The sequence below is a fragment of the Streptomyces sp. NPDC046866 genome (assembly GCF_040704625.1).
GTDB lineage: Bacteria > Actinomycetota > Actinomycetes > Streptomycetales > Streptomycetaceae > Streptomyces.
The window spans coordinates 185,512-211,236 of sequence record NZ_JBEYXN010000005.1 but is presented as its reverse complement, the minus strand read 5'-3'; the positions used below and the strand labels follow the sequence as shown (position 1 = coordinate 211,236).

General features: G+C 72.7%; 23 protein-coding genes and 1 tRNA gene. 14 read left to right on the top strand and 10 right to left on the bottom strand.

Annotation, left to right across the window (positions count from 1 at the left end; translation table 11 throughout):
- Positions 1-81: 81 nt before the first annotated feature.
- Complete coding sequence (locus tag AB0953_RS11095; protein WP_366859110.1) at positions 82-474, top strand: ATP-binding protein; 393 nt, start codon at positions 82-84, stop codon at positions 472-474.
- Positions 475-476: 2 nt separating this feature from the next.
- Here the strand turns inward: AB0953_RS11095 and AB0953_RS11090 are convergent, their stop codons facing one another.
- Both AB0953_RS11090 and AB0953_RS11085 read right to left on the bottom strand, forming a co-directional pair.
- Entirely contained in the window at positions 477-1,253 is a 777-nt protein-coding gene (locus AB0953_RS11090) for a maleylpyruvate isomerase family mycothiol-dependent enzyme (protein WP_366859109.1), read from the bottom strand.
- 71 nt (positions 1,254-1,324) lie between these two features.
- Positions 1,325-2,512, bottom strand: a complete 1,188-nt coding sequence (locus AB0953_RS11085; RefSeq protein ID WP_366859108.1) for a PLP-dependent aminotransferase family protein — start codon at positions 2,510-2,512, stop codon at positions 1,325-1,327.
- 129 nt (positions 2,513-2,641) lie between these two features.
- On the opposite strand from AB0953_RS11085, the gene AB0953_RS11080 reads away from it, so the two are divergent.
- Positions 2,642-3,481 carry a hypothetical protein gene (locus tag AB0953_RS11080; RefSeq protein ID WP_366859107.1) on the top strand — a complete coding sequence of 280 codons (840 nt, stop codon included), beginning with the start codon at positions 2,642-2,644 and terminating at the stop codon, positions 3,479-3,481.
- Between the two features lie 132 nt (positions 3,482-3,613).
- Here AB0953_RS11080 and AB0953_RS11075 read toward each other — a convergent pair whose 3' ends face one another.
- From AB0953_RS11075 to AB0953_RS11065, 3 genes are all read right to left on the bottom strand, one after another.
- Positions 3,614-3,826: a DUF397 domain-containing protein gene (locus AB0953_RS11075; RefSeq protein WP_366859106.1), complete on the bottom strand. Its 213-nt coding sequence runs from the start codon at positions 3,824-3,826 to the stop codon at positions 3,614-3,616.
- A gap of 214 nt (positions 3,827-4,040) precedes the next feature.
- Complete coding sequence (locus AB0953_RS11070) at positions 4,041-4,925, bottom strand: helix-turn-helix transcriptional regulator (protein ID WP_366859105.1); 885 nt, start codon at positions 4,923-4,925, stop codon at positions 4,041-4,043.
- Between the two features lie 380 nt (positions 4,926-5,305).
- Positions 5,306-6,043: a GPP34 family phosphoprotein gene (locus AB0953_RS11065; protein ID WP_366859104.1), complete on the bottom strand. Its 738-nt coding sequence runs from the start codon at positions 6,041-6,043 to the stop codon at positions 5,306-5,308.
- Between the two features lie 163 nt (positions 6,044-6,206).
- On the opposite strand from AB0953_RS11065, the gene AB0953_RS11060 reads away from it, so the two are divergent.
- From AB0953_RS11060 to AB0953_RS11050, 3 genes are all read left to right on the top strand, one after another.
- Complete coding sequence (locus tag AB0953_RS11060; RefSeq protein WP_366859103.1) at positions 6,207-9,383, top strand: hypothetical protein; 3,177 nt, start codon at positions 6,207-6,209, stop codon at positions 9,381-9,383.
- Between the two features lie 128 nt (positions 9,384-9,511).
- Positions 9,512-11,404, top strand: a complete 1,893-nt coding sequence (locus AB0953_RS11055) for an MFS transporter (protein WP_366859102.1) — start codon at positions 9,512-9,514, stop codon at positions 11,402-11,404.
- A 104-nt stretch (positions 11,405-11,508) separates the two neighbouring features.
- On the top strand, positions 11,509-11,697 hold the full coding sequence (locus tag AB0953_RS11050; RefSeq protein WP_366859101.1) for a hypothetical protein: 189 nt from the start codon (positions 11,509-11,511) through the stop codon (positions 11,695-11,697).
- A 75-nt stretch (positions 11,698-11,772) separates the two neighbouring features.
- Here AB0953_RS11050 and AB0953_RS11045 read toward each other — a convergent pair.
- Positions 11,773-11,845 (bottom strand) — tRNA-Arg (locus AB0953_RS11045).
- 289 nt (positions 11,846-12,134) lie between these two features.
- On the opposite strand from AB0953_RS11045, the gene AB0953_RS11040 reads away from it, so the two are divergent.
- The gene (locus AB0953_RS11040) at positions 12,135-13,001 is read left to right on the top strand and encodes an FAD binding domain-containing protein (protein ID WP_366859217.1); all 867 of its coding nucleotides are present in this window, start codon (positions 12,135-12,137) and stop codon (positions 12,999-13,001) included.
- On the opposite strand, the gene AB0953_RS11035 is transcribed toward AB0953_RS11040, so the two are convergent.
- Positions 12,988-14,265, bottom strand: coding sequence for a M6 family metalloprotease domain-containing protein (locus tag AB0953_RS11035; protein ID WP_366859100.1), 1,278 nt, complete (start codon positions 14,263-14,265; stop codon positions 12,988-12,990). The genes AB0953_RS11040 and AB0953_RS11035 overlap by 14 nt on opposite strands.
- Positions 14,266-14,504: 239 nt before the next feature.
- Between AB0953_RS11035 and AB0953_RS11030 the strand changes: the two genes are divergently transcribed.
- The 4 genes from AB0953_RS11030 to AB0953_RS11015 all read left to right on the top strand — a co-directional run bounded on the left by AB0953_RS11030 (position 14,505) and on the right by AB0953_RS11015 (position 19,070).
- Complete coding sequence (locus AB0953_RS11030) at positions 14,505-15,197, top strand: helix-turn-helix domain-containing protein (RefSeq protein ID WP_366859099.1); 693 nt, start codon at positions 14,505-14,507, stop codon at positions 15,195-15,197.
- A 143-nt stretch (positions 15,198-15,340) separates the two neighbouring features.
- Positions 15,341-16,885: an MFS transporter gene (locus AB0953_RS11025; RefSeq protein ID WP_366859098.1), complete on the top strand. Its 1,545-nt coding sequence runs from the start codon at positions 15,341-15,343 to the stop codon at positions 16,883-16,885.
- A gap of 134 nt (positions 16,886-17,019) precedes the next feature.
- Positions 17,020-17,787, top strand: coding sequence for a class III extradiol ring-cleavage dioxygenase (locus AB0953_RS11020; RefSeq protein WP_366859216.1), 768 nt, complete (start codon positions 17,020-17,022; stop codon positions 17,785-17,787).
- A 305-nt stretch (positions 17,788-18,092) separates the two neighbouring features.
- Positions 18,093-19,070: a sigma-70 family RNA polymerase sigma factor gene (locus tag AB0953_RS11015; RefSeq protein ID WP_366859097.1), complete on the top strand. Its 978-nt coding sequence runs from the start codon at positions 18,093-18,095 to the stop codon at positions 19,068-19,070.
- A gap of 78 nt (positions 19,071-19,148) precedes the next feature.
- On the opposite strand, the gene AB0953_RS11010 is transcribed toward AB0953_RS11015, so the two are convergent.
- Positions 19,149-20,111 carry a YafY family protein gene (locus AB0953_RS11010; RefSeq protein ID WP_366859096.1) on the bottom strand — a complete coding sequence of 321 codons (963 nt, stop codon included), beginning with the start codon at positions 20,109-20,111 and terminating at the stop codon, positions 19,149-19,151.
- A 63-nt stretch (positions 20,112-20,174) separates the two neighbouring features.
- On the opposite strand from AB0953_RS11010, the gene AB0953_RS11005 reads away from it, so the two are divergent.
- Positions 20,175-21,743, top strand: a complete 1,569-nt coding sequence (locus AB0953_RS11005) for an MFS transporter (RefSeq protein WP_366859095.1) — start codon at positions 20,175-20,177, stop codon at positions 21,741-21,743.
- Between the two features lie 108 nt (positions 21,744-21,851).
- Positions 21,852-22,802, top strand: a complete 951-nt coding sequence (gene pfkB / locus AB0953_RS11000; protein ID WP_366859094.1) for a 1-phosphofructokinase — start codon at positions 21,852-21,854, stop codon at positions 22,800-22,802.
- Between the two features lie 37 nt (positions 22,803-22,839).
- Here pfkB and AB0953_RS10995 read toward each other — a convergent pair whose 3' ends face one another.
- The gene (locus AB0953_RS10995; protein WP_366859093.1) at positions 22,840-23,622 is read right to left on the bottom strand and encodes a DUF6227 family protein; all 783 of its coding nucleotides are present in this window, start codon (positions 23,620-23,622) and stop codon (positions 22,840-22,842) included.
- Positions 23,623-23,805: 183 nt separating this feature from the next.
- Between AB0953_RS10995 and AB0953_RS10990 the strand changes: the two genes are divergently transcribed.
- Positions 23,806-24,456, top strand: coding sequence for a vitamin K epoxide reductase family protein (locus AB0953_RS10990; protein WP_366859092.1), 651 nt, complete (start codon positions 23,806-23,808; stop codon positions 24,454-24,456).
- Between the two features lie 137 nt (positions 24,457-24,593).
- Here AB0953_RS10990 and AB0953_RS10985 read toward each other — a convergent pair whose 3' ends face one another.
- Complete coding sequence (locus AB0953_RS10985; protein WP_366859091.1) at positions 24,594-25,007, bottom strand: rodlin; 414 nt, start codon at positions 25,005-25,007, stop codon at positions 24,594-24,596.
- Positions 25,008-25,287: 280 nt separating this feature from the next.
- On the opposite strand from AB0953_RS10985, the gene AB0953_RS10980 reads away from it, so the two are divergent.
- Positions 25,288-25,725, top strand: coding sequence for a hypothetical protein (locus tag AB0953_RS10980; RefSeq protein WP_366859090.1), 438 nt, complete (start codon positions 25,288-25,290; stop codon positions 25,723-25,725).

Genomic DNA, 25,725 nt, shown 5'->3' with positions numbered 1-25,725 from the left:
GCCGGACAAGCGCCGGACAGTCTCGGTACACAGTGGCGTCGTCGCTGTTCAGGGTAGGCACGACCGGCCACGCTGAGTGACATGAATCTCGAAAGTCGTGAGCTCCTTCGGTTTGGTGTGCAGCTCTCCTCCACGCCGCGTGGAGCGCGTCTCGCCCGTCTGCTGACCGTCGAGCAACTCCGGGGGTGGGGGCTGCCCTTGGAGGCGGGGGCGCAGGTGGTGGCCGAGCTGGCGGTGAACGCCGTTGCCCACGGGCGGGTTGCCGGGCGGGACTTCCGGCTGGAGCTGGCCGTCCGGGGGGACACGCTGCGCGTCGAGGTGGCCGATACGCGGGTGGACCGGTTGCCCGTGGAGGGTGGGGAGGGGCGGGGGCTGCGGATCGTGGCCGCCTACGCGGACCGGTGGGGCGTCACGCTGGGGCCGCCCCCGCGGAAGACGGTGTGGGCAGAACTGTCGGTGTGGGGTCGGTGTTGAGGCTACTCGTCCGGGTCCCAGGCGCTGAGCTGGGCGAAGACGCCTCGGTCGCCGTCGGTCGCCAGGGAGTCGACCGGGATGCGGTCGTACAGGCTGAGGACCAGTTCGTTGGCCGTGCCCCGAAGGGAGAAGAAGACGGTCCCGTCCGGGGCCGGTGCGGTGCCGGGGAGGCGGACCGTTCGTGCGCCGGCCGCGGAGAGCGAGAGGCGCCAGGAGCGGCCCTCGGTGGCGTGGAAGTCGATGACGGCGGGCTTGTGCGGCCAGGCACTTGTCGTGGCGACGCAGGTGGACAGGAACTCGTCGACACCGTCGAGGGCCACCTCGTCCGGCAGCGGCAGCGGGGCGCCTACGGTGATCTCGGCGTCGTACGTGTGCACCGCCATCTGCTGGAGCTGGTGCCGGGCCACGGCACCAGCGGTGTGGGGCGACTGCAGCGTCTCCCACCACGCCCAGCAACCGCGGTCCGGGCCGGCCTCCCGCAAGGCGTCCAGGAGTTGGTCCGTGGACTCCGCCAGCCAGGCCAGCAGGGCCTCGCGCTCCCGGGGGGCGGCCGGGGCGCCCTCCGCTGCGGACTTGGCCGGAGCAGGCCCCGCGGCGACGGTGGCGGCCCAGTCGCGGCGGCCCTCGCCGATGTGCTGCGCCAGGTCGAACAGCGTCCACTCGGGGCAGGTCGGCACCTGTACGTCGAGACTGGGCGCGGAGGCGATCGCGGCGCGGAAGGCGGTCGACCGTTCGTCGATCAGGCGCAGCAGAGCGGGGAACTCGAGTGTCATGGTCACGCTGGATCTCTATCACTGTCTGCCGGTCGCCGGACAGCGGTTTTCGTCGGCGTCGTCTCGTGGGCGGTCCCTCACCACCTCGAAGAACCCGAGGAGGCGGTGGCAAGGCGGTCCAGGCCCGTGGTGATGTCGGGCGGGGTGTGGGTGGTGAAGGAGAGGCGGAGGGTGCGGGGGTCCGGGGTGCCCGTGTGGAAGGGGGCGCCGGGGACGAAGGCCACATCGTGGTGGATGGCTGCCTTGAGCAGGGCCGTGGCGTCGTGGCCTTCCGGGAGGCGGGCCCAGACGAACATGCCCCCCTCGGGGCGGTTCCAGGTCGAGTGCGGTGGGAGGGCCTCGGCCAGGCCCGCGAGCAGGGCGTCGCGGCGGGTGCGGTAGGCCGTGCGGACGCGGGCGATGTGGGCGTCCAGGTCGGCCGTGGCGAGGTAGTGGGCCGCGGCCAGCTGGTCCACCGTGGAGGTGTGGAGGTCGGCCGCCTGTTTGGCGACGGCCGCTGCGCGGCGGAGGGCCGCGGGCGCGCGGAGCCAGCCCAGCCGGAGGCCAGGGGCCAGGATCTTGGAGAAGCTGCCCAGGAGGGCCGTGCGGTCCTCCGCGCCGGGGTGCGCGGCGAGCCAGGGGATGTCCCGTCCTTCGAAGCGGAGGTCGCCGTACGGGTCGTCCTCCACCAGCCAGAGGCCGCGGCGGGCGGCTATGCCCGCCACCTCGCCGCGGCGGGCGCCGGGCAGGGTGCGGCCGGTGGGGTTCTGGAAGGTGGGGATGGTGTAGAGGAGTTTGGGGCGCTCCCGGGCCACGAGCTGCTCCAGGGCGTTGGGGAGGATGCCCTCGTCGTCGCAGGGGACGGGTACGACCCGGGCCCCGGCCATGCCGAAGCTCTGGAGCGCCGCCAGGTAGGTGGGGTTCTCGACCAGGACCGTGTCGCCCGGGTCGACGAGTGCGGAGGTGATCAGGGCGAGGGCCTGCTGGGAGCCGGTGGTGACCAGCAGGTCGTCGGGTGCGGTGGGCAGGCCGCGGGCGGTTGTGCGGGCCGCCACCGCTGCGCGGAGTTCGGGGGCGCCCTCGGTGGTGGAGTACTGCAGGGCCCTGGTGGGCGAGGCGGTGAACGCGGCGTCGTACGCGGCCCGGAGGCCCTCGGTGTCGAAGAGCTCCGGGGCCGGCAGGCCGCCGGCGAAGGAGATGACGCCGGGGCGGGCGGTGAGGGCCAGGATCTCGCGGATCGGGGAGCCGGCGACGGCGGTGGCGCGGGCGGCGAGCGGCGGCAGCATGGCGGCTCCTTCGTGGGTGGCGTGGCGGCATGCTAGTCCGGGAAGGATGTAGGTGGCATCTATGTATCGAGGGGTGGAATCGTGTGATGCCTCTCGCCATCTGAGGGTGTGTCGGCTAGATAGCCGTGCATGACGACAGAGGACACACGGGTCGAGGACTATGCGGTGCTGGCCGGCGTCGGGCCGTACGGGGTCCGGCCCGGCCATGCGCTGATCACGATGGTCGAGCCGCACCCGGGCCACGAGTACGCGTACAACCGCTGGTACGAGGACGACCACTACTACGCCGGGGCCATGGCCATGCCCTGGATGTACGCGGGACGCCGCTGGGTGGCGACGAGGGAGTTGCAGGAGCTGCGCTACCCGGAGAAGTCGGCGGTGGCCCAGCCGGTCACCGCCGGGTGCTACATCTCGACGTACTGGGTCACCGAGGGCCGCTACGACGAGCACATGAGGTGGACCGTCGGCATCAACAAGCGGCTCAACCGCGATGCCCGCGTGTACCGCGAGCGGACCCACGTCTTCACCGCGTTCCACGACCACGAGGCGACCGTGTACCGGGACGGGGCCGCCGGGCCGCGGGACTTCCACGCCCTGGACCATCCGTACGAGGGGCTCGTGGTGCAGGTCGTGGACGCGGAGGGGCCGGAGCAGCGGGAGGAGTTGCTGGAGTGGCTGCGGAGCCGGGCGCTGCCGGCGCGGCTGGCGGGTTCGCCGGCGGCGATGGTGGTGGTGTTCCGGCCGACGCCGCTGCCCGGTGACCGGATGACGTACGTGAAGCAGGTCGAGGGGGTCGACACCCGGCTGACGCTGCTGTGGTTCCTGGAGGCCGACCCGCGCAGCTGCTGGGAGCGGTTCCGGGGGCTGGACGGGGAGGTGGCGCAGGCGGGGCTCGGGCGGGTGGAGCTGGTGGCGCCGTTCGTTCCGACCGTGCCGGGGACCGACCGGTACGTCGATCAGCTGAGGTAGGGCGCTTGTCCGTGCGGGCATGACAGAGCCCCCTCGGCCAGGACGGCGGACCAGTCGAGAGGGCTGCGGTCAATGCTGCATGCGGTGCGGACGGTGGTGCGGGAGGGGCGGATGGGACGTTCCCCGTGGCCTTCAGGCGAGGCGCCCCAGCCCGCCCTCGGTGACGCCGGCGACGAATGAGGTCCAGGAGCCCGGCGCGAAGGTGAGGGACGGACCGTCCTGCGCCTTCGAGTCGCGGACGGCAATGGCCTCCATGACGGGGGACTTGACCTCGACGCAGGCGCCGTTTCCGCCGGAGTAGGAGGACTTGGTCCAGTTTTCCGTCGCGCCCTGACGAATAGCCATGTTTTTCTCCGGTTCTACGAGTGGTGCCAGGAGGGGGTGTCGCTCCGGCCATTCGTTTCTTCCGGGCGACGTGATCGACGCTACCGGCACCGTCCGAGGGGTGAAGAGGTCATTCACCCGACCGGGTGGCATATTCCAGTCAGGAGTTCCGTGGCCGGGGAGTGACGGTGTACCGTACCGGCCCCCCTCGCCACCTGGCCCGTTTCCTCCCCGTTTACTTGTCCTTGCCTGAATACTGGTCGATGACCTCGGCGATGAACTGCCGCGTCTGTTCCACATTGAGTGCCTGGGCGCGCAGGTGCTCGTACATCACGCTGTACTTCTGAACGTCATTGGCCTTCTCCAGGTACAAATCGCTCGTGACGCCCTCGATGTAGACGACCGTCGAGTCGGAGGCGTCCGGGAATTCCAGGATGGCGTACTGGCCGTTCACCCCCGGATGCGCGCCCATCGAGAAGGGCATCACCTGCACCGTGATGTACGGCTGCTCCGACTGCTCTATCAAGTACTCGAGCTGGCGCACCATGACCTGGGCGTCGCCCACGTGCCGGCGCAGCACCGCCTCGTCGATGACCGCCCAGAGTCGCAGGGGCCCGACGTCCGGGTTGTTGTTGTCGGTTTCGGAAAGGCGTTTCTGCCGGTGCATGCGCACCTGGACGCGCTTCTCCACATCGGCCGGCGCGGTCTCGGGTAGCGCGCCGCGGATGAGGGCATGGGCGTACTCCGGGGTCTGGAGCAGGCCCGGGACCATCTGGGGTTCGTACGTGCGCAGGCTGGCCGCATCGGTCTCGAGCCCGATGTAGACGCTGTACGGGATGTCCCCGAAGGCGTGCCACCAGCCCTGCTGCCGGGAGTCCTTGGCCATCTGCATCAGGGAGTCGACGAGCCGGCGGTCCTCGACCTCGTACACGTCGCACAGGTCGCGGACGTCGCGCTGGCTGATGGACCGGCGGCCGTTCTCCAGCCTGCTGATCTTCGACTGGGACACGAGCAGGCGCTCGGCGACCTGTTCGGCCGTCATGCCCTTGTCCTCGCGGAGCTTGCGCAACTCCATGCCCAGTCGGCGGCGTCGGACGGTGGGATTGACATTGGACGCCACGTGAACGGCACCTCCGCCTTCTTCTGGATCTGTCTCTCTGCGTGTCTGATGGTGAGCAGATTGCCACCGAAGGGCGGGGCGGCGCCGGAGAACGGCCCGGAAATGCGTGCGCGCGGGGCGGCGAGACCGGCGGACCGGTCTCGCCACCCCGCGCGCTGGCGGCTCCCGAACCGGGTCTGGAAGGACTCCGGTTGCGGCGATGGCGTTTCGGTGGGGCTGTGGATCTGCGCGTGGTTCTCGGTGGTGCCGCGGTGCGTCGTGCGAGGTGCGGTGTGGTGCGGTGTGGTGCCGGGTGCTGCTGCGTGGTGCCGGTGTGGCTGGTGGCGCCTGCTGGTGCCGGTGTGGCTGCGGTACGGCGCCGCGTGCTCGTGCCGCCGGGATCAGTGCGCGGCGGCGCGCGCCATCGCACCCGTGCGGCGTGCCTGCATCGGAACCCCGTTCGCCGTGGCACGCGCGGCGGCCGGTGTTGCTGCGCGCTCCCGGCGCGGCTGTGCGGCCACGCCGTTCTGGACGTCCATCACGGCGTGCGCCACGAGGCCGCCCATCGGGTCGTGCCGGATCAGGTCCCGCAGCCGGGACCTGGACGACCGCCCCTCGTTGCCCGGGTACAGGTGCTTGCCGAGCCCGACCGCATGGGCCAGCGCGGCGAGCGCCGCGGTCCGCGGGTCCGGCGGCACGCCGGTGCGGATCGCGCTGTCGAGCCGGGCGCGGATCTCCCGGCTGATCGCCGTGTCCGTCGCCTGGTAGCGCGTCGTCGGCAGCACTCCGCACATCTGACCCGCGACGGCATGGACCATGCCGCAGCGCTCCAGGTGCGCGAGGTACACCTGGCGGAGCCCCAGCCGGGGTCCGCCGATCCAGTGGACGGCCCGTACCGGGCTGCCGCGCCTGCGCAGCAGTTCCAGTGCGGAGTCCAGAGTCGGATCTCCTGTCGGCCGTGGCATCACCACGGCGATACGATCCCCGTCAGGGGCTATCCGTCCTGCCAGAGCCAGCTCCACTAGCTGTGCCCCGGCCAGGCCGAGGTCGAGCGACTGCGGCTGCGCCGTGGTACCCGTGGCCGGGTCCAAAGCGAGCAGCAGAAGCTCCTCCGGAATTGTTCTGCGGCTCCTGCCCATCCATGCCTCCCCGCGTGGATGAGTGACAGGGTGACGCCTCTCACATTCATCTGTCGAGAGTGCCTGTTCGCTTTGTGGGGGAACCGGCAACTATGTCGTTCTCGTCTAGCACGAGGGCGATGCCCCCGAGACGGGACACTGTTAGACATTCGGACAGCCGGACGTGGTGGCGATCGAGGAGGAACTGGTGGCGGGCGAGTCCCCCGACAAGTCGGTTGATGAAGGAGTGCCGGGGGCGGCGAAGTCCGCTGCGGAGCGCGACCCGCGGTTGTCGGTGTTCCGGCCGCGGGACGCCCAGTCCGCGGGTGCGTCTGCTGCGTCTGCTGCCTCGGACGGGGAGGGCGACCGGGGTGCGGCCGGGCCGGCCTCGTCGTCGGCGCGGACCGCCACCGCGGATGCGGACACGGGGGATGACGCCGAGACCGGCTCCGCCGGTTCCGCCGGTTCCTCCGTGGATCCGAAGACTTCCCCGTCCTCCGGACGAGTGGACTCCGGAGCGGGTTCGGCCCCCGCGCCGGCGGCCGTCTTCCGCGAGCCGAAGTTCGACTCCGAGTCGGGGGACGACCGGGGCGACAGGGGCGCGGCGGGCGCCGACCCCGCCGAGAGCGAGCGGACCGCCGTCTTCCGCGCGCCGAAGTTCGACTCTGCTTCCGCCGCTGCCCCCAAGCCGGGCCCGGATCCCGAGCGCACCGCGGTCTTCCGCGCCCCGCGCCTCGACTCCGCCCCGGCCCGCCCCGCGGCCACGGAGCGGTCCTCCGCCTCGGACCGCGCCTCCGCTTCCGACAGCGACGGCCCTTCCGCTTCGGCGGACGAGGCCGCGCGGCCGGATGACGTCCAGTCGGCCGGCAGCGGACGTACGTCCGCGCCCCGCCCCGCCGAGGCCTCCGCTTCCGCTTCGTCAGGCAAGGCCGCCGCGCGGTCGGACGAGGCCGAGCCCGGCACCCGCGGTTCCGCCTCTCCCTCCCGCCCCGGCGAGGGCGCCGACAAGCCGTCCCTCTTCCAGCCGAAGAAGGCCGCGGCTTCCGCCGACAGTGAGCGCACCGCGGTCTTCCGTACCGTGAAGCCGGCCGCCGGACGGTCGGACGACGTCGAGTCCGCCGGCAGCGGCCGCACGTCCGCGTCCCGCCCTGCCGAGGCCTCCGCTTCCGCTTCTGCTGGCAAGGCCGCGGAGCGGTCGGGTGACGTCGAGTCCGGTGACAGCGGGCGCGGCTCCCTGTTCCAGCCGAAGAAGGCCGCGGCTTCTGCCGACAGTGAGCGCACCGCGGTCTTCCGTACCGTGAAGCCGGCCGCCGGACGGTCGGACGACGTCGAGTCCGCCGGCAGCGGCCGCACGTCCGCGTCCCGCCCTGCCGAGGCCTCCGCTTCCGCTTCTGCTGGCAAGGCCGCGGAGCGGTCGGGTGACGTCGAGTCCGGTGACAGAGGGCGCGGCTCCCTGTTCCAGCCGAAGAAGGCCGCGGCTCCGGCCAAGCCGGCCGACGACGAGCGCACCGCGGCCTTCCGCCCCGTGAAGCCGGGCGCCGCGGGCGCGGACAAGCCGTCGGCTTCCGCTTCGGCCCCGGGCCGGCCCGCGGGCGGCGCCCCCGCGCCGTCCGGCGACGTCGAGTCCGCCGACAGCGGTCGTGCTTCGGCCTCCCGGCCCGGCCCGGGCCGTCCCGGTGGCGCCGGCTCGGCGGCCGCCGGCTCCGGGTCGAAGGCGGCAGCCGCGGACGAGGCCGACGGCGACAGCGAGCGCACCGCCGTCTTCCGCGCCCCGAAGCCGGGGGCGGGAGCCGCGGACAAGGCCGCCGCCGGACCGGCCGGCGAGGGCAAGGCCGGCGAGGGCAAGGCCGGCGAGGCAAAGGGCGGGAGGCCGGCGGGCGCGGACAAGCCCGTCGCGTCCCGGCCCGTGCCCCCGAAGTCGGTCGGCGGCGAGAAGGCCAGCACCTTCGTGCCGCTGCGCGCGGACGGCGGGCCGGCGAAGCCCGCCGCGGGAGCCGCGCGCCCCGCGGCCGCGTCCGCCCCGGCCCCCTCGGCCGGTCTGGACCCCTCCGAGCGGACCACGCAGCAGCCGCTGCCGCCGAAGCCGCCGCTCGACATGCTGGCGGACCTCACCAACAACCCGCCCCCGCCGCCGACCCCGATGCGGACCGTCGTCCGCCGGTTCAAGATCTACACCCCGCTGGTCGTCCTCCTGCTGATCATCCTGGCCGTCGTGCAGATGGTGCGCCCGCTGCCCGAGCCCGTGCTGAAGATGACCGCGAAGAGCACGTACACCTTCGACGGCGCCGCCCCGAGCCTGCCGTGGCCCAAGGAGGGCCAGGCGTACATGGCGGCGTCCGGCCTCGGCACCGTCGGCACGTTCGGCGAGCAGAAGCCGATCGCGATCGGCAGCGTCGCCAAGACCATGACGGCCTACGTGATCCTGAAGAACCACCCCCTGAAGAAGGGGGAGAAGGGCCCGATGATCGACGTCGACAAGGCGGCGGTCGAGGACGGCAAGAAGGACTCCGAGGGCGAGTCGACGGTCAACACGCTGAAGGAGGGCGACAAGATCACCGAGTACGACGCCCTCGCCGCGATCATGATCCCGTCGGCCAACAACGTCGCGCGACTGCTCGCCCGCTGGGACACCGGCGGCGACCAGGAGGCGTTCGTCAAGAAGATGAACGACACCGCCAAGGAACTCGGCATGACCAACACCACGTACACCGACCCCTCGGGTCTGGACGCGACGACGGTCAGCACCGCCGAGGACCAGGTCAAGCTGGGCCTGAAGGTCGTGGAGATGCCCGAGCTGATCGCGATCACCAAGCTGGTGAGCTGGGTCGACCCCTACGGCAAGTCCTGGCCGAACTGGAACCACCTCATTCCCGGCAACGGCGCCCTCGGCATCAAGACGGGCTCCACCACCAAGGCGGGCGGCAACCTGCTCTTCGCCGCGGAGAAGAAGGTCGGCAAGACCAACCAGCTGATCGTGGGCGCGGTCCTCGGCCAGCACGGCGTGCCGATCCTCGACACCGCCATCGCGGCCAGCAAGTCGCTGATGCTGGCCACGCAGAAGTCGCTGGTCAACGCGACCGTGGTGAAGAAGGGCGACACCGTCGGGTACGTGGACGACGGCCTCGGCGGCCACACCCCGGTCGTGGCCACCGCCGACGTGGAGGCGGTCGGCTGGCCGTCGCTCAGCGTCGCGCTCAAGCTCGGCACCGGCGACGCCAAGCTCCCGCAGACCGCCAAGGCGGGCACCGAGGTCGGCGTGCTGACCGTCGGTGAGGGGGCCAGCCAGGTGAAGGTGCCGGTGGCGCTGAAGAGCGACCTTGCCGCGCCGGGCCTCGGCGCCAAACTGACCCGTGTCGGCTGACGGCCGACACCGGTGACCGTGACCGCGTGATACCGGCGCCCCGGGCAACCCCGGGGCGCCGACGCGCGTCTAGGACCCGGAACGGGACGCAGGTGTTCGAAACGGGGTGGGGAGTAGGGCAGTGAGCAGTGACCACCGCTGAGCAGCAGCAGAGCCGGGGGGCTTCGGCCGCCGCAGGGGGGTCCGCCGTGTCCGGGGGAGCCGCCGGGACCGGGGAAGCCGCCGGGACCGGGCCCGCATCCGGGGTCCTGGGGTGGGCCGGGCGGCATCCGGTGGCGGTCGCCACCGCCGTCGCCGCCGTGCTGCACGTCGTCTGGTTCTTCACCTTCGCCAACAGCGGCGGCGACCTGGCCGCGCAGGACGCCTGGGCCGAGTTCGTCGGCCGGCATCCGGACTCGGCGTACAACCTCGCCTGGTACGGGGGCATGCACCCCGTCTCGTACAGCGTGGTCTCGCCGTACGTGATGTACATGATCGGCGTCCGGACGACCATGATGGCCGCCGGCACCGTCTCGGCGGGCCTGCTCGCCCTGATCCTGACCCGCTGCCGCGGCGCCGTCCGCACACCGCTGTGGCCCGCCCTGGCCGGGGTGTACGGGCTCTTCTGCAACGCGATGTCCGGCCGGGTCACCTTCGGGCTCGGCGCGATGCTCGCCCTCGGCGCGGTCGCCGCCGTCTTCTGCTGGCCCCGCAGGTGGGCGGAGCGCCGCTGGGCCAAGGCCGCCGTGGCGGCCCCGCTCGCCGGGCTCGCCACCGCCGCCAGCCCCGTCGCCGGGCTGTTCCTCGGGGTGGTCGCGGCCGCGCTGTTCCTGAGCCGGCGGCGGCCGGGGGCGTACGCGCTGGGGCTGGCCCCGGTGGCGGTGGTCGGGCTCTCGGCCTGGCTGTTCCCGTTCTCCGGGACGCAGCCGATGAAGCTGGGGTCGGCCTGGCTGCCGTTCGTGTTCGGGCTGGCCATCGCCCTGCTCGTGCCCAAGCGGTGGAAGACGGTCCGGATCGCCGCCGCCGTCTACGTCCTCGGCGTGTTCCTGACGTGGGCCATCGACTCCCAGGTCGGCTCGAACGTCACCCGGCTGGTCATGCTGTTCGGCGGGGCGGTGCTGCTGGCGGCCGTGCCGTACTCGGCGGCGGGCTCCCGGCACCGCCGCGCGGTGATCGCCGCCTTCGTCGGGCTGACCGTGTGGATCACCACCAACAGCATCACCGACATCGTCCGCACCACCCCGGTGGCCGCCTGGAACCGTGAGCTGGCCCCCCTGGTGGACCAGCTGCGCAGGGCGGGCGCCGAGCGGGGCCGCGTCGAGGTGGTCCCCGCCAGCAGCCACCGCGAATCCTCGGCCTTCCCCGCGTACGTGAACCTCGCGCGCGGCTGGAACCGGCAGGCCGACCTGGAGCGCAACCCCCTCTTCTACGACGACACCCTCGACGCCGAGAGCTACCGGGCGTGGCTCGAGCGCTGGGCCGTGCACTACGTGGTGCTGCCCGCCGACAAACCCGACTCGGGAGGGGAGGCCGAGGCGAAGCTGGTGCGCGCGGGGCTCCCGTACCTGCAGCCGGTGTGGGGCGACGAGAACTGGCAGCTGTTCAAGGTCGACCGGCCCACCGACCTGGTGGCCGGCCCGGCCACCGTGGTCCGGGCCGGTGCGGACCAGCTGGTCGTCGACGTGCAGGCGGCCGGGCGGGTGCTGGTGCGGATCCCGCACTCGCCGTGGCTGGGGCTGTTGGACACCGCGGGCAGGGCGGTGCCGCCGCCGCAGGAGACCTTCGCCTCGCGGGCCCGCGGCGGCGGGGGCTCCGGCACGGGCGCGGGCGCGCAGCCGAAGGAGTACGCGAACACGGCCGGCTGCCTGTTCAAGGCGGCCCCCGACGACGCCGGGGACGTGTGGACGGAGCTGCTGGCCCCGGCCCCCGGGGAGTACCGGGTCGCGGCGAAGTACCAGCTCCCGCGGGGCACGCCCTGCCCAGAGGACCTGATCCACGCGGTCCTGGGCCCGGCCCCGCGCCAGGCGGTCCCGCGCCCGTGACGGGCGGACGCCCCGCGGCCCGGGTGCGCCCCTCCCCATCTCTGCATAGGATCCCAAATAGTCCACTAGTCCGATTGGGTGCTTCCCGAGGAGTTGACGACGGGATGAGCAAAGAGCAGAAGGTCGATCTCCGCACGCCCGAGCCGGGCCACGCCCCGCAGCCGAAGGGGCACGGCTTCGACGGCCCGGTGCGGAGCAAGGTCAAGGGCGGGCTGCACACCAAGGCGGCCCTCAAGCGGACCGGCGTCCCGGTGGGCGACCGCATCGGCGAACGCACCAAGGGCCTGAGCTGACCCGTCCGACCCGATCCCCTGAGCCGCACGCAGAAAGCCCCGGACCACGAAGGTCCGAGGCTTTCGACACTGCGGTGCCCCCGGCAGGATTCGAACCTGCGACACCCGCTTTAGGAGAGCGGTGCTCTATCCCCTGAGCTACGAAGGCGTACCGGCGGCCGGGAAGCCCGACCACCGCCGCCAGTGTAGCGGGTGGCGTGCGCAGCGTACGGGGGATATGCGCTCCCCGGGATCTTGCACCGGTCCGCCGGTGGGTGCCCGGTGGTCTGACGGTGCGTGAGCGCGTTTTCCGGGCGGCGCGTTGACGGGCGCAGGGTCCCGGGGCGGCGGGGTTCGTGGGACGGTGGGCAGGGGGCGGAATCCTCCGCCCCCGGTTGCCCTCCCGGTCCTCGGCGGGCAGCCCTGCCCCCGCCCAGATCGAGGAAGGCGAGCACCCCATGGACTTCCTGCGCCCGGCCGCCTGGGAAGAGGCGCTCGCCGCCAAGGCCGAGCACCCCTCCGCCGTCCCCATCGCGGGCGGCACCGACGTGATGGTCGAGATCAACTTCGACCACCGCCGCCCCGAGTACCTCATGGACCTCACCCGCATCGGCCTGCTGCGCGAGTGGGAGGTCGGCGGGGAGACGGTCCGCCTGGGGGCGGGCGTCCCGTACACGGAGATCGTCGAGCGGCTGGCCGTCCCGCTGCCCGGTCTGGCCCTCGCCTCGCACACGGTCGCCTCCCCGCAGATCCGCAACCGCGGCAGCGTCGGCGGCAACCTCGGCACCGCCTCCCCGGCCGGGGACGCCCACCCGGCGCTGCTCGCCGCGGGCGCCGAAGTCGAGGTGGAGTCCGTACGGGGCGCGCGGCGGATCCCGATCGACGGCTTCTTCACCGGGGTCAAGCGCAACGCGCTCGCGCCCGACGAGCTGATCAAGGCGGTCCACATCGCCGTCGCGGACGGCCCCCAGCAGTTCTCCAAGGTCGGCACCCGCAACGCCATGGTCATCGCCGTCTGCGCGTTCGCCCTCGCCCTGCACCCGGCGACCCGCACCGTCCGTACGGGCATCGGCTCGGCCGCCCCGACCCCGATCCGGGCGACGGTCGCCGAGGAGTTCCTCGCGGCCGCGCTCGACGAGGGCGGTTTCTGGGAGTCCCGCTCGCTCCTGACTCCCTCGATCGTGAAGCAGTTCGGCGACCTCGCGGCGGCCTCCTGCAACCCGATCGACGACGTCCGCGGCACGGCCGCCTACCGGCGCCACGCCGTCGGCGTCCTCGCCCGCCGCCAGCTGCTGTGGAGTTGGGAGGAGTTCAGGGCCGGGTGATCCTCACCTGGAAGCTCCCGTCCCGCAGCTCGCCCACCACCGAGATGCTGATGCCCGACTTCGGGTCGGTGAACGTCTCGCCCGGCCGGTACGGCGCGTCCGACAGCTCGCCGTGCACATTGGGCCGCCGGGTGCAGCCGCCGCTGCCGGCCGCGCTGTCCGCGACGGTGACCGGCCCGCGGCCCGTGTCGACCTCGGAGTCCACCTTGTAGATCAGTACGCCGGGTTTGCAGACGGCCTCGTCGTTGCCGGCCCGCGTCCGCACCTCCACCGCGTACCCGGAGCTCGCCGACAGCGGGACGAACGCCAGCTTGGTGCCGCCTTCCAGCGCCAGCGGCGTCAGGACGTGGTCGGTGACGCCCGACGCCGAGGCGCAGCTGATCTGCGAGCCGTCCAGCCAGCCCAGCTTCCACTTGTGCCAGCCCAGCAGGTCGTTGTTGGCGCCCCAGTCCTCGCTCATGATGTCCCAGTGCCCGACCGCGCCGCCGCCGTCGGCGGTGTACAGGTCCGGCAGGCCGAAGACGTGCCCGTTCTCGTGCGGCAGGACCCGGTAGCCGGTCTCCCGGTAGGAGCCCGAGCCGTCGTCCTGGCGGCTGTAGACGAACGAGGTGTTCGCGAGCGGCACGCCGTCGGCCACGGGCGCCTCGCCGTTGCCGGAGAAGGTTACCGACAGCACCGTGTCCAGGGCGGAGGGACCCGCGTTCGGCGTGACGAGGATGTTGACCAGGTCGTACTTGCTGAAGTCCACCTCCCCGTCGGCGGCCTTCACGATGTGCTCGACGAGCTGGCGGTAGCCCGGCTCGTAGGGGGAGCCGCGCTCGATCCCGTACGCGGCGAACGGCATCGGCATCCGCAGCCAGGCCTTGATCGGGGCGTCGGCCCGGTAGGTCAGCCGGCCGTAGGAGCTGGTGCGGAACCAGTCGGCGGTCTGCGGGAAGAACTCCGCCAGCCGGTCCAGCGCCGTGCCCTCGCCCTTGGCGTCGGGGAAATCGATCATCAGGTTCAGGGCCCGGACCTCGCCCGTGGAGCGGGAGTACCCGGGAGGCGTCGGCAGGCCCTCCGACATCTGTACCCCCATCGCGCCGGATATCCGGCAGGGCGCGAGCGCCGCCTCGGCGGTCGTGGCCACGGGGCCGGACGCCGAATGGCCGCGGCCGGACAGACCGGTGCTGGCGGTCGCCGTGACGCCGAGGGCCAGCGCGGTCAGGCCGATGTAGGCCCCGGCGCGGCGGGGCTTGCGTATCCGGTGGCGGGTCTGCGTCATGGAGCTCGCCTTCGGGTCCGCGGCAGCCGGATTCGGGCCCGTGCTGCACTCCGTGCGATCACCCTCCGGCGGCGGCGGCGCGCCCGCGCGCGGGGTGCGGCCGAACGGGAACGCTGCGTGACCCAGCTCACACGAAGGGGTGAAATAACCGGGGACTGGATCCCCGTTTGAACCTGTGTCCCCCGAAGCGGGGACCGGATCCCCGGTTAGGGGGTCCGTGAACCGCCGGGAGGCACCCGATGAAGCGCTCCACCACCGCCGCGGCCACGCGGGTCCCGCGTCCGCGCGCGGACGCCGTGCGCAACCGGGAGCGGATCCTGGCGGCGGCGCGCGAGGTGTTCGTCGAGTTCGGCTCGGGCGCCCCGTTCGACGAGGTCGCCCGCCGGGCCGGCATCGGCAACGCCACGCTCTACCGGCACTTCCCCGACCGCGCCGCCCTCGTCCACCACGTCGTGCTCTTCGTCATGGACCGGGTCACCGCCGAGGCGCGGGAGTCCCTCGCCGCCGCACCGGACGCGTTCGTCGCGCTCTGCCGGTTCACGCACGCCGCGGCGGACGAGCGGATCGGCGCCCTGTGCCCCATGCTGGACGGCGGATTCGACCGCGAGCACCCCGAACTCCTCGCAGCCCGCGAGGACTTGGCCGCCGCGGTCGAGGCCCTGCTGGCGGCCGGGCAGGAAGCCGGCCTGGTCCGCACCGACATCGGCGCGGGCGACCTGATGGTCGCCCTGTCCCAGCTCAGCCGTCCGCTGCCCGGCGTGACCTGCATGGACGTGGACACCTTCGCCCACCGCCATCTCCAGCTGTTCCTCGACGGGTTGAGGGCCCCGGCCCGCTCCGAGCTCCCGGGCTCGGCGGCCACGCTCGAGGACATGCGGCGGCAGGCGCAGCAGGCCCAGCAGGCGCAGCAGGCCGCGAAGAAAACCACGTGACGCGGCCGGGGGCGCCCGATAGCGTCACAAAGCACCGCGCACCATCTTCAAATCTCACCAAGCCGTACTAAGTCTTACCAAGCATCATCAAGCCGAACCGACCCGGCTTTTCCGTCATTCCGCACACCGAAGTGGGTACCCCCATGCCGAAAACCGCCGCGACAGCCGCAGCCCCGGCGGCCGCCGATGCCAACCGCTGGAAGGCGCTGGTCTTCATAGCCCTCGCGCAGCTCATGGTCGTCCTCGACGCGACGATCGTGAACATCGCGCTCCCCTCCGCCCAGACCGACCTCGGCATCTCCGACGGCAACCGCCAGTGGGTCATCACCGCGTACGCGCTCGCCTTCGGCGGACTGCTCCTCTTCGGCGGCCGCATCGCCGACAAGTGGGGCCGCAAGAACGCCTTCACCGTCGGCCTCATCGGCTTCGCCCTGGCCTCGGCGCTGGGCGGCGCCGCCAACGGCCAGGCCATGATGCTGGGGGCCCGCGCCCTCCAGGGCGCGTTCGGCGCGCTGCTCGCCCCGGCCGCCCTGTCCCTGCTGGCCGTCATGTTCACCGACGCCAAGGAGCGGGCCAAGGCCTTCGGCATCTACGGTGCCATCGCGGGCGGCGGCGGCGCCGTCGGCCTGATCCTCGGCGGCTTCCTCACCGAGTACCTCAACTGGCGCTGGACGTTCTTCGTGAACATCCCCTTCGCCGTCGTCGCCGCCGCGGGCGCCTGGCTGGTCATCCGCGAGCCCGCCGGCGGCCGCAACCGCGCCCCGCTGGACGTCCCCGGCGTGATCCTGTCCACGCTCGGCCTGGTCGCGCTCGTGTACGGCTTCACCCGCGCCGAGTCGGCCGGCTGGTCGGACGCGGTGACCGTGGCCATGTTCATCGCCTCGGCCGCCCTGCTGGCGGCGTTCGTGTTCGTCGAGTCCCGGGTGAAGTCGCCGCTGCTGCCGCTGCGCGTCCTGCTGGAGCGCAACCGGGGCGGTGTCTACCTCTCCCTGGGACTGGCCGTCATCGCGATGTTCGGCCTGTTCCTCTTCCTCACCTATTACCTCCAGGTGGTCAAGGGCTTCTCGCCGGTCAAGACCGGCTTCGCCTTCCTGCCGATGATCGCCGGCATGATCACGGGCTCGACGCAGATCGGTGCCCGCCTGATGACCCGGGTCGCGCCGCGGCTGCTGATGGGGCCGGGCTTCCTGGTCGCGGCCACCGGCATGCTGCTGCTGACGCAGCTGGAGGTCGGGTCCTCGTACCCGGCGCTGATCCTGCCGGCGCAGCTGCTGCTCGGCCTCGGCATGGGCACGGCCTTCATGCCCGCCATGTCGATGGCGACGCACGGGGTGGACCCGGCCGACGCCGGTGTCGCCTCCGCCATGGTCAACACCTCCCAGCAGGTCGGCGGCGCGATCGGCACCGCCCTGCTGAACACGATCGCCGCGTCGGCGACCACCGCGTACCTGACCGACCACGCGGCCGGGCTCGCGGCCGGCGGCCCGGCGGCCAAGCTGGTCCAGGCCCAGGCGATGGTGGAGGGCTACTCCACCGCGATCTGGTGGGCGGTCGGCATCCTCGTCGCCAGCGCCGCCGTGGCCCTGACGCTGATCACCACGGGCCGTCCCGGCTCCGCCGGCGCCGTCGCCTCCGGCGGGGGCGAGGCGGCGGAGGCCGAGGTGATGGTCCCGGTGATCGCCCACTGACGGGCGGCGGCGTACCGCGGGAATGACAGCCGACCCCGCGTCGTTCAAATTTGAACGACGCGGGGTCGGTCCTGTTCTCCGGCCCCCTCGCCCCGAACGAGGAGCCTCCCGTGACCCAGCAGCACCCCGCCCGCATGCCGGCGCTCTACCTCAGCCACGGCGCGCCCCCGCTGGCCGACGACCCGGTCTGGCCCGGCGAGCTCTCCGCCTGGTCCGCGGCCCTGCCCCGCCCCCGCGCGATCCTCATGGTCTCCGCCCACTGGGAGGAGGCCCCGCTCGCCCTCGGCGCCACCGGGCCCGCCCCGCTCGTGTACGACTTCTGGGGCTTCCCCGAGCACTACTACCGCGTCCGCTACGAGGCCCCCGGGGCCCCCGGCCTGGCCGCCTCCGTGCGGGCGCTGCTCCAGGCCCCCGGCACCCCGGTCCAGGACATCCCCGACCGCGGCCTCGACCACGGCGCCTACGTCCCGCTGGTGGAGATGTACCCGGACGCCGACATCCCGGTCCTGCAGATCTCCCTGCCGACGCTGGACCCGCGCCGCCTGATGGACCTCGGCCGCAAGCTGGCGCCCCTGCGGGACGAGGGCGTCCTGATCGTCGGCAGCGGCTTCTTCACCCACAACCTCGCCGCCCTGCGCCACACCGGGCCCGGCGTGCCGTCCTGGTCGGCGGAGTTCGACGCCTGGGGGCGCGAGGCCCTGGAGGCCTCCGACGTCGACGGCCTGCTGGACTTCGAGGCCAAGTCGCCGGCCGGCCGCCTCGCCCATCCGCGCACCGAGCACTTCGCCCCGCTGTTCGTCACCCTCGGCGCGGCCGACGCGGCCGGCGACCTCGGCCGCCGCACCGACGCGGTGGTCGGCTTCTGGATGGGCCTGTCGAAGCGCTCCGTCCAGTTCGGGTAGGGCCAGGGGCAACCGCAGAGCGCCGCAGCACGTCTCCAAGGGCAGGAGCGCAGCCGGCGCAGGAGTGGCCGCCGCGACCCCCCTGACCTGCTCCTCTTCGCGTTCGGTAACGGTTCGGAACCCGCCTGAGGGGGTCGGCGGTGCAGGATACTGCAAGATCGCGAAAAAAGTGGACCAACGTGGGAATTCTGCCCCGATTCCAGTCGTTGTCTCCATCGGAAGCGGGCACTCGGGAGAGTGTCCAGGGACGCAGAGCCGCGTTCCAGCAGCCGCACCGCGACCTCACACTTTGCAAGGGAGCACGCATGGCAACCCGCGCCGTCGCCCGCCGTCAGTCCACGGGCAGCGCCCGCGCTGTGGGCGGGGAGATCGCCGACCGCGACCTGGTCGGCATGTACCTGGACGAGATCGCGCGCACCCCGTTGCTCGACGCGGCCAAGGAAGTGGAGCTCTCCCAGATCATCGAGGCGGGCGTGTACGCCAGGGAGATCCTCGACGGCGCGATAGAGCGCGAGGGCGAGGCCCCGGCCCGCGAGGAGCTGGAGGCCCTGGCCGCGGAGGGGGAGCGCGCCAAGGAGGTCTTCATCCGCTCCAACCTGCGCCTGGTCGTGGCCGTCGCCCGGAGGTACCCGCGCAGCGGCCTGCCCCTGCTCGACCTGATCCAGGAGGGCAACGCGGGCCTGGTCCGCGCGGTGGAGAAGTTCGACTACACCAAGGGCTTCAAGTTCTCCACGTACGCCACCTGGTGGATCCGCCAGGCCATCACCCGCTCCATCGCCGACCAGTCGCGCACCATCCGCCTGCCCGTCCACCTCGTCGAGGAGCTCGGCCGGATCCGCCGGATCCAGCGCGAGTTCAACCGGGAGAACGGCCGCGACCCGGAGCACGCGGAGATCGCCGCCGAGCTGGATTCGACCGAGCAGCGCGTCAGCGACGTCCTGGACTGGGCGCGCGACCCGGTCAGCCTGAACATGTCGGTCGACGACGAGGGCGAGACCCAGTTCGGCGACCTCCTCGAGGACACCTCCGCGATCTCCCCCGAGCAGTCCGTCCTCTCCCTGCTGCGCAGCGAGGAGCTGGAGGACCTCCTGGGCAAGCTCGACCAGCGCACCGCGTCGATCATCAAGATGCGGTACGGGATCGAAGACGGCCGGGAGCGGACCCTGACGGAGGTCGGCAAGCAGCACGGCCTGACCCGCGAGCGGATCCGCCAGATCGAGAAGCACGCGCTGCTGGAGCTGAAGCGCATGGCGCGCGACACGGGCTTCGACGCCGTGGCCTGACCGGCCAGGACCCCCGAAGGCCTGACCGGCCAAGACCCCCGAACCGCCCCCGGCACCATCCCCCCCAGGTGCCGGGGGCTACGCCTGCCCGGCTCCGGCCGCGGCCGCGGCGGCCGACAGCCGGGCCGCCAGCTCGCGCGCGGCGGCCGCGAGGAACTCCGGCGCGTGCACGGTGAACGGCAGTCCCGTCAGCGCCAGCCGGGCGGCCTGCCAGTCGGGGGAGTCCCCGCTCTCGAACCGCACCCGGCAGCCGCCGCCCGCCGCCACGGCCCGCTCGCGCAGCCAGCCCGGCAGGGCCTCGGCCGGCGCGTCGAAGGAGACGTCCACCGGGTACGTCTGCCGGCCGGTCAGCCCCCGCCGTACGAACTCCACCGCGTCCATCGGCAGCGCGCGCGGGGCGAAGCGGGCACCGGTGGCGAAGGGCTCCGCCACCCGGTCCACGCGGAAGGTCCGCCAGTCCTCCCGCTCCAGGTCGTAGGCCACCAGGTACCAGCGGCTGCCCGTGCTCACCAGCCGGTACGGCTCCACCAGCCGCCGGGTGCGCACCCCGTCGCGCGCCTCGTACGCGAAGCGCAGCCGCTCCGGCCCGGCCACCGCCGCCGCCATCGTGGTCAGCGTGTGCGGATCCACGGTGGCCCCGTCGCCGCGGACCACCGCGGTCGTGGCCGACTGCAGGGCGCTCACCCGGTGGCGAAGCCGCCCCGGAAGGACCTGCTCCAGCTTGGCCAGCGCCCGTACGGAGGCCTCCTCCACGCCCTCGACGGCATGCCCGGCCCCTGCCCTGAGCCCCACCGCGATCGCGACGGCCTCCTCGTCGTCCAGCAGCAGCGGCGGCATCGCCGCCCCCGCCACCAGCCGGTACCCGCCCTCGGCGCCGAGGGTGGCCTCCACCGGATAGCCCAGCTCGCGCAGCCGGTCGATGTCGCGGCGGATCGTGCGCGTGCTGACCCGGAGCCGTTCGGCCAGCTCGCTCCCGGGCCACTCGCGCGGGGTCTGCAGCAGTGAGAGCAGAGTCAGCAGCCGTGCAGGGGTGTCTGTCATGAAATACAGGCTGCCAGCGAAATAGGACGCAACCTGACCTACATCCCGTCTACGTTTCTCTTCATGAGCAGCGAGACGTCCATGACATCGCCCGAGCGGCAGAGCGGGCCCGCACCGGCAGAGCGCACCACCACCCCCGACGCACCAGCACCCGTCTCACCCGAGGCCGACCGCCGTCGCTGGCTGGCCCTGGCCATCGTGATGGCCGCGTCCTTCATGGACCTGGTCGACGTCACGATCGTCAACATCGCGATACCCCGGATGCGGGGCGACTTCGGCGCGTCCACCAGCGCCATCCAGTGGATCACCGCCGGGTACGCGCTCGCGTTCGCCGCCGGCCTGATCACCGGCGGCCGCCTGGGCGACATCTACGGCCGCAAGCGGCTCTTCCTCATCGGCATCTCCGGCTTCACCGCCGCCTCGCTCCTCTGCGGCATCGCCCCCAACCCCGACGTGCTCGTCGCCTCGCGCCTCCTCCAGGGCGGCATGGCCGCCATGATGGTCCCGCAGGTGCTGGCGATCATCCACGCCACCTTCCCGCCGCACGAGCGCGGCAAGGTCTTCGGCATGTTCGGCGCGATCGTCGGCCTCGGGGCGGTCTCCGGCCCCATGCTCGGTGCGCTGCTCACCGAGTGGAACATCCTGGGCCTCGAGTGGCGCCCGATCTTCCTGATCAACCTGCCCGTCGGCATCCTCGGCATCATCCTGGGCCGCCGGTTCATCAGCGAGTCCAAGGCCCCCAAGGCGCTGAAGCTGGACCTCGTCGGCGTCGTGCTGGCCACCCTCGGCCTCGTCATGCTGATCTTCCCGCTGACCCACGGCCGGGAGAACGGCTGGCCGCTGTGGGGCTTCGTCTCGATGGCCGCGGTGCCGTTCGTGTTCGCCGGCTTCATCGCGTACGAGAAGCACAAGATCCGCAAGGACGGCTCCCCGCTGGTCGAGCTGTCCCTGTTCAAGGTCAAGAGCTTCGCGGGCGGCATTGCCGTGCAGCTCACGTTCGGCGTGGCGACCGGCATGTTCTTCCTGGTCTGGACGCTGTACATGCAGGTGGGCCTGGGCTGGAGCGCCCTGCGCGCCGGCCTCACGGGCATCCCGTTCTCCCTCGCCGTCTCCGTCGCGGCGGGCATGTCGGTGCAGAAGCTCGTCCCGCGCTTCGGCCGCAAGGTGCTCCAGGCGGGCGCGCTCACCATGGCCGCCGGCGTCCTGCTCTACATCTGGGAGTCGCAGCACTACGGGATGGGCATCGCCTCCTGGCAGATGGCCGCCCCGCTGATCGTCATGGGCATCGGCATGGGCCTGATCGTCGCCCCGCTGACCGACACCGTGCTGTCCGAGGTGCCGCGCGAGCACGCCGGATCCGCTTCGGGCCTGATCAACACCACGGGCCAGATGGGCAACGCGCTCGGTCTCGCCCTCACCTCGGTCTCCTTCTTCGGCCTGATCGACGACGACGCCGCCTTCGGCGCGCCGTACGTCGATGGCTTCCGCGGGGCGATGTGGTGGGTCGTCGCCGTCCTGCTCGTGATCTTCGCGGTGATGTTCATGCTGCCGCGCAAGACGCTCCCGGTGGAGCAGCGCGAGGGCGCCCCGGGCGCCGGCGCACCCTCCCCCGAGGCGGTCCCGGCCGGCTAGTCGGCCCGGTGTCCGGCCGGTTGGACGGGCATGTCCGCCTCCCCGGGGGCGGACATGCCCGTTTCGGCTTTTGAACCACGACAAAACGGGCGTACCGTAAGGCCGCATATGATCCTCACCGTCACCCCGAACCCCTCCCTCGACCGGACCTACGAGGTCCCGGCGCTGGAGCGCGGCGCGGTGCTGCGCGCCGCCGCCGACCGGATGGACCCCGGCGGCAAGGGCGTCAACGTCTCCCGCGCCGTCGCCGCCGCGGGCGCCGCGACGACGGCCGTCCTCCCGCTCGGCGGCGCCTGCGGCACCCTCGTCGCCGAACTCCTGGGCCGTCAGGGCGTGGACGTCACCGCGGTCTCGATCGCCGGGCAGACCCGCTCCAACGTCACCCTGGTCGAACCCGACGGCACCCTCACCAAGATCAACGCACCGGGCCCCGAGCTCACCCCGGCCGAATCCGAACTGCTGCTGGACACCGTCCGCGGCTGCGCGGACCGCCCCGACTGGATCGCCGCCTGCGGCAGCCTCGCACCCGGCCTGCCCGACGACTGGTACGCCGGCCTCGTCGCTCGCGGCCACGGGGCCGGGGCCAAGGTCGCCCTCGACACCTCCGGCCCGGCCCTGCGCGCCGCACTGTCGGCCCGCCCGGACCTCCTCAAGCCCAACGCGGCGGAGCTCGCCCGGGCCGTGGGCCGCCCGCTGCACACCCTGGGCGACGCCGCCAAGGCCGCCGAGGAGCTCCGCTCCCTGGGCGCGGCCGCGGTCCTGGCCTCGCTCGGCGCCGACGGCCAACTGCTGGCCTGCGCCGAGGGGATCTTCCACGGCACCGCCCCGGCGGCCGCGGTCCGCAGCAACGTCGGCGCGGGCGACGCCGCCCTGGCCGGCTTCCTCCTCGCCGGCGGCACCGGCCCCGAGGCGCTCGCCGCGGCCCTGGCGTACGGCGCGGCCGCCGTCCAGCTCCCGGGCAGCGCCGTACCGGCCCCCGCCGACCTCCGGCCCGGCGCCGTCCGCGTCACCGCCCGGCCGCCGCTGGACCTGCCGCTCACCGAGCCCGCCGCGCCCTGACGGCGCCGGCCTTCGCCGCTGCCGCCACCTTCAACCGTCACCGCACGCGGGCGCGGACCTCCATCGCGCCGCGGGCGGCCGCCTCCGTCTCGTACACCTCGCACATGTGGCGCCCGTCGGGCGTGGCCGTGTGCTCGACCTCCCACAGGCTGATCTCGCTCCCGTCCAGCAGGACGAACGCGTGCTCGTACAGGCTGAACCCGGCGTCCCGGCCGTCCGCGAGGCACTGCCGGGTGCCGAACGCCTGCGTGATCTGGTGCGCGTAGGCCGATCTCAGCAGCCGGGCCGTCTGCTCGCCCGGCCGGTCCGGGTTCTCCGCGCGCCGCAGCACCCGCCGGGCGTGGTCGGCGGACTGGTCCACCGCGTACTCCCGGTGCCGCCGGTCCGCCGCCGACGCCGCGAACAGGGCGCTCAGCGCGGCCACGTCCTCATCGGGCCCGTCCTCCGCCGCGGCGAGCGCCCGGTCCAGCGCCGGCTCGAACCCCGACTCGCCCGGGCTCTCGCCGAACAGCCGGGAGACGGCGAGGCGGATCTCCGCCCGGCTCGCGAAGACCTCGTGCCGGATCGTCCGGTCCGCCTCGTGCCGGTAGACCAGCTCCCACAGCGACGCGGACGTGCCGTCGGCCAGCAGGTACGTGTGCCGGTGGGTCTCCCGCCACAGCCGCGCCGCCGGACTGTGGCGGGTGGTGTGGAGCGAAGAGCTGTGGGCGAGCGCCGTCCCGAGGCGCTCGACCAACCGGTCCGGCAGGTCGAAGGAGTTGAGGGCGCGGCCCAGGAGTCGCTCGAGGTGCGCCTCGGTTGTCTCGTACGGATCGCTCAAGGTGGGTCTCCAGGCCGTCGCAGCATGTGACTTCGCGGAAGCTCAACGTAGCCCCTGGCTCTGACATCACGTCCGGGGTTCGGTAAAACGTCCGGGAAGCAACGGGGGTTCCCGCCACCCCTTCAGGTCAACTTGCGCCGGGATCCTCATGGTTCGACCCGGTCTGTGCCAGGGCGCGGGACCATGGTCCGCATGGCAACGAAAACAGTGGAAGTCCCCCGCCAGCAGGGACGGCCCCGTACGCGGAACGAGGCCGAACCGGCCGACGCCCCCCGGACTTTGGCCTGGCTGCTCCTGCTCACCGGGGCCGCCGGGGTGCTGGCCTCCTGGGTGATCACCCTCGACAAGTTCCTGCTGCTGGAGGACCCGGACTTCAAGCCCGCCTGCAGCCTGAACCCGGTGGTCTCCTGCGGCAGCGTCATGAAGAGCGAGCAGGCCGCGGCCTTCGGCTTCCCCAACCCCATGCTGGGACTGGTCGCGTTCGGCGTCGTGGTGTGCGTCGGGGCGGGCCTGCTGGCCGGCGCCCGCTACCGCGGCTGGTTCTGGCTGGGACTCAACGCCGGCACCGCCTTCGGCGTGGGCTTCTGCACCTGGCTGATGGTCCAGTCGCTCTACGAGATCAACGCCCTGTGCCTGTGGTGCTGTCTGACCTGGGTGGCCACGCTGGTGATGTTCTGGGCCGTCACCGCGCACACGGTCCGCACGGGCGCCCTGCCGGCTCCCGGCCCGGTGCGCGGCTTCCTCGCCGAGTTCGCCTGGGCGCCGCCGGCCCTGCACACCGGTGTGATCGGGATGCTGATCCTCACGCGGTGGTGGGAGTTCTGGACCGGCTGAGCGGTCGGGCGGTCCCCCTGCGGCGGGCCGCCGGGCATGCGGGGGCCCCGGCAGCCGGATGCTGCCGGGGCCTCGTCGCATCGCTCCACGGGCGCGGGGCCCGCACCGCAGAAAGCAGGGAGGGGGAGGAGCGGAGGTCAGCTGCCGGCGGAGAGGTTGCCGGAGAGGACCGGGATGTTGTCCAGGATGTGCGAGAGGGACTCGTCGCCCTTGGCCTGGGTGGAGTTCTCGGTGCACTGCTGGTTCATCGGGTTGGACAGGATCGGGACGTCCTGGAGGACACCGACCGCGACGACGCCGACCAGGCCCTGCAGGTTGGCCTTGACGGGCAGCGCGATGCAGGGCTTGTTGAGGGTGCCCTGGACCAGGCCGAGCTGCGGGCTCAGGTCTCCGGCGGTCTTCTGGTTGCCGTAGATCTGCTGGGATCCGTTGCCGTTGATGGTGGTGATCCCGTTGTCGTTGCCGATGGCCATGGCCGGGGCGGCAACAGCAGCGCCCGCGCCGACGGCGGCAGCGGTGACCGCGGTGGCAGTCATGATCTTCTTGAGCATCATTGGTCCTTTTGTCGCACGAGTGCCCGCTAGTGGAGCGCCCTGGTCAACTGCCCCGTCGGGGTTTGGTTCCGCGGCTTCACTCAATCGGCCTGCCCCGGCGCGGCTTTTCCCCGCCGCGGGTGAGTCCGCTCCGGACGCGTGCGCGAAGCCCGTACGCAGCCAGCAGCCCGGGTGCGGCCGGCGGGGCTCCGGTTGCGCTCCGTAGAAGGTGTTCGCACGGTGGGCAATGAAGCGGATCACCCGGGTCCGCGTCTGTGCGACCACCGAAGGAACCCCCATGCACCGCTCGAAGCCGTCCCGCCTGCGCGTCCTCGTCCCGTCGACCCTCGCGGCCGTCATACTCGCCGGCGCGGCAGCCCCTGCGGGCGCCGCGGACGGTGACACGGCCGCCGCCCTGCGGAAACGAGTGGAGGCCGTCAAGCAGGACGTCGACCACCGGCAGGCCGCAGCCCCGGCCGGTGCGCTCGACGACCTCCTCGCCTCCGTCTCCGCGACCCTGGACGGCCTCGTCAAGAGCCTCCAGACGCTGCTGCCCGGGGTGAAGCTGCCGCCGATCCAGCTGCCGAAGCTCCCCGACCTGCCGGAGATCCCGGGGCTGCCGATCGAGATCCCCGAGCTGCCGGTCACCCTTCCGCCGGTGGGGGACGTGCCGGAGATTCCCGAGGTCCCCGAGGTGCCGGAGATCCCCGAGATCCCCGAGATCCCGCTGCCGTAG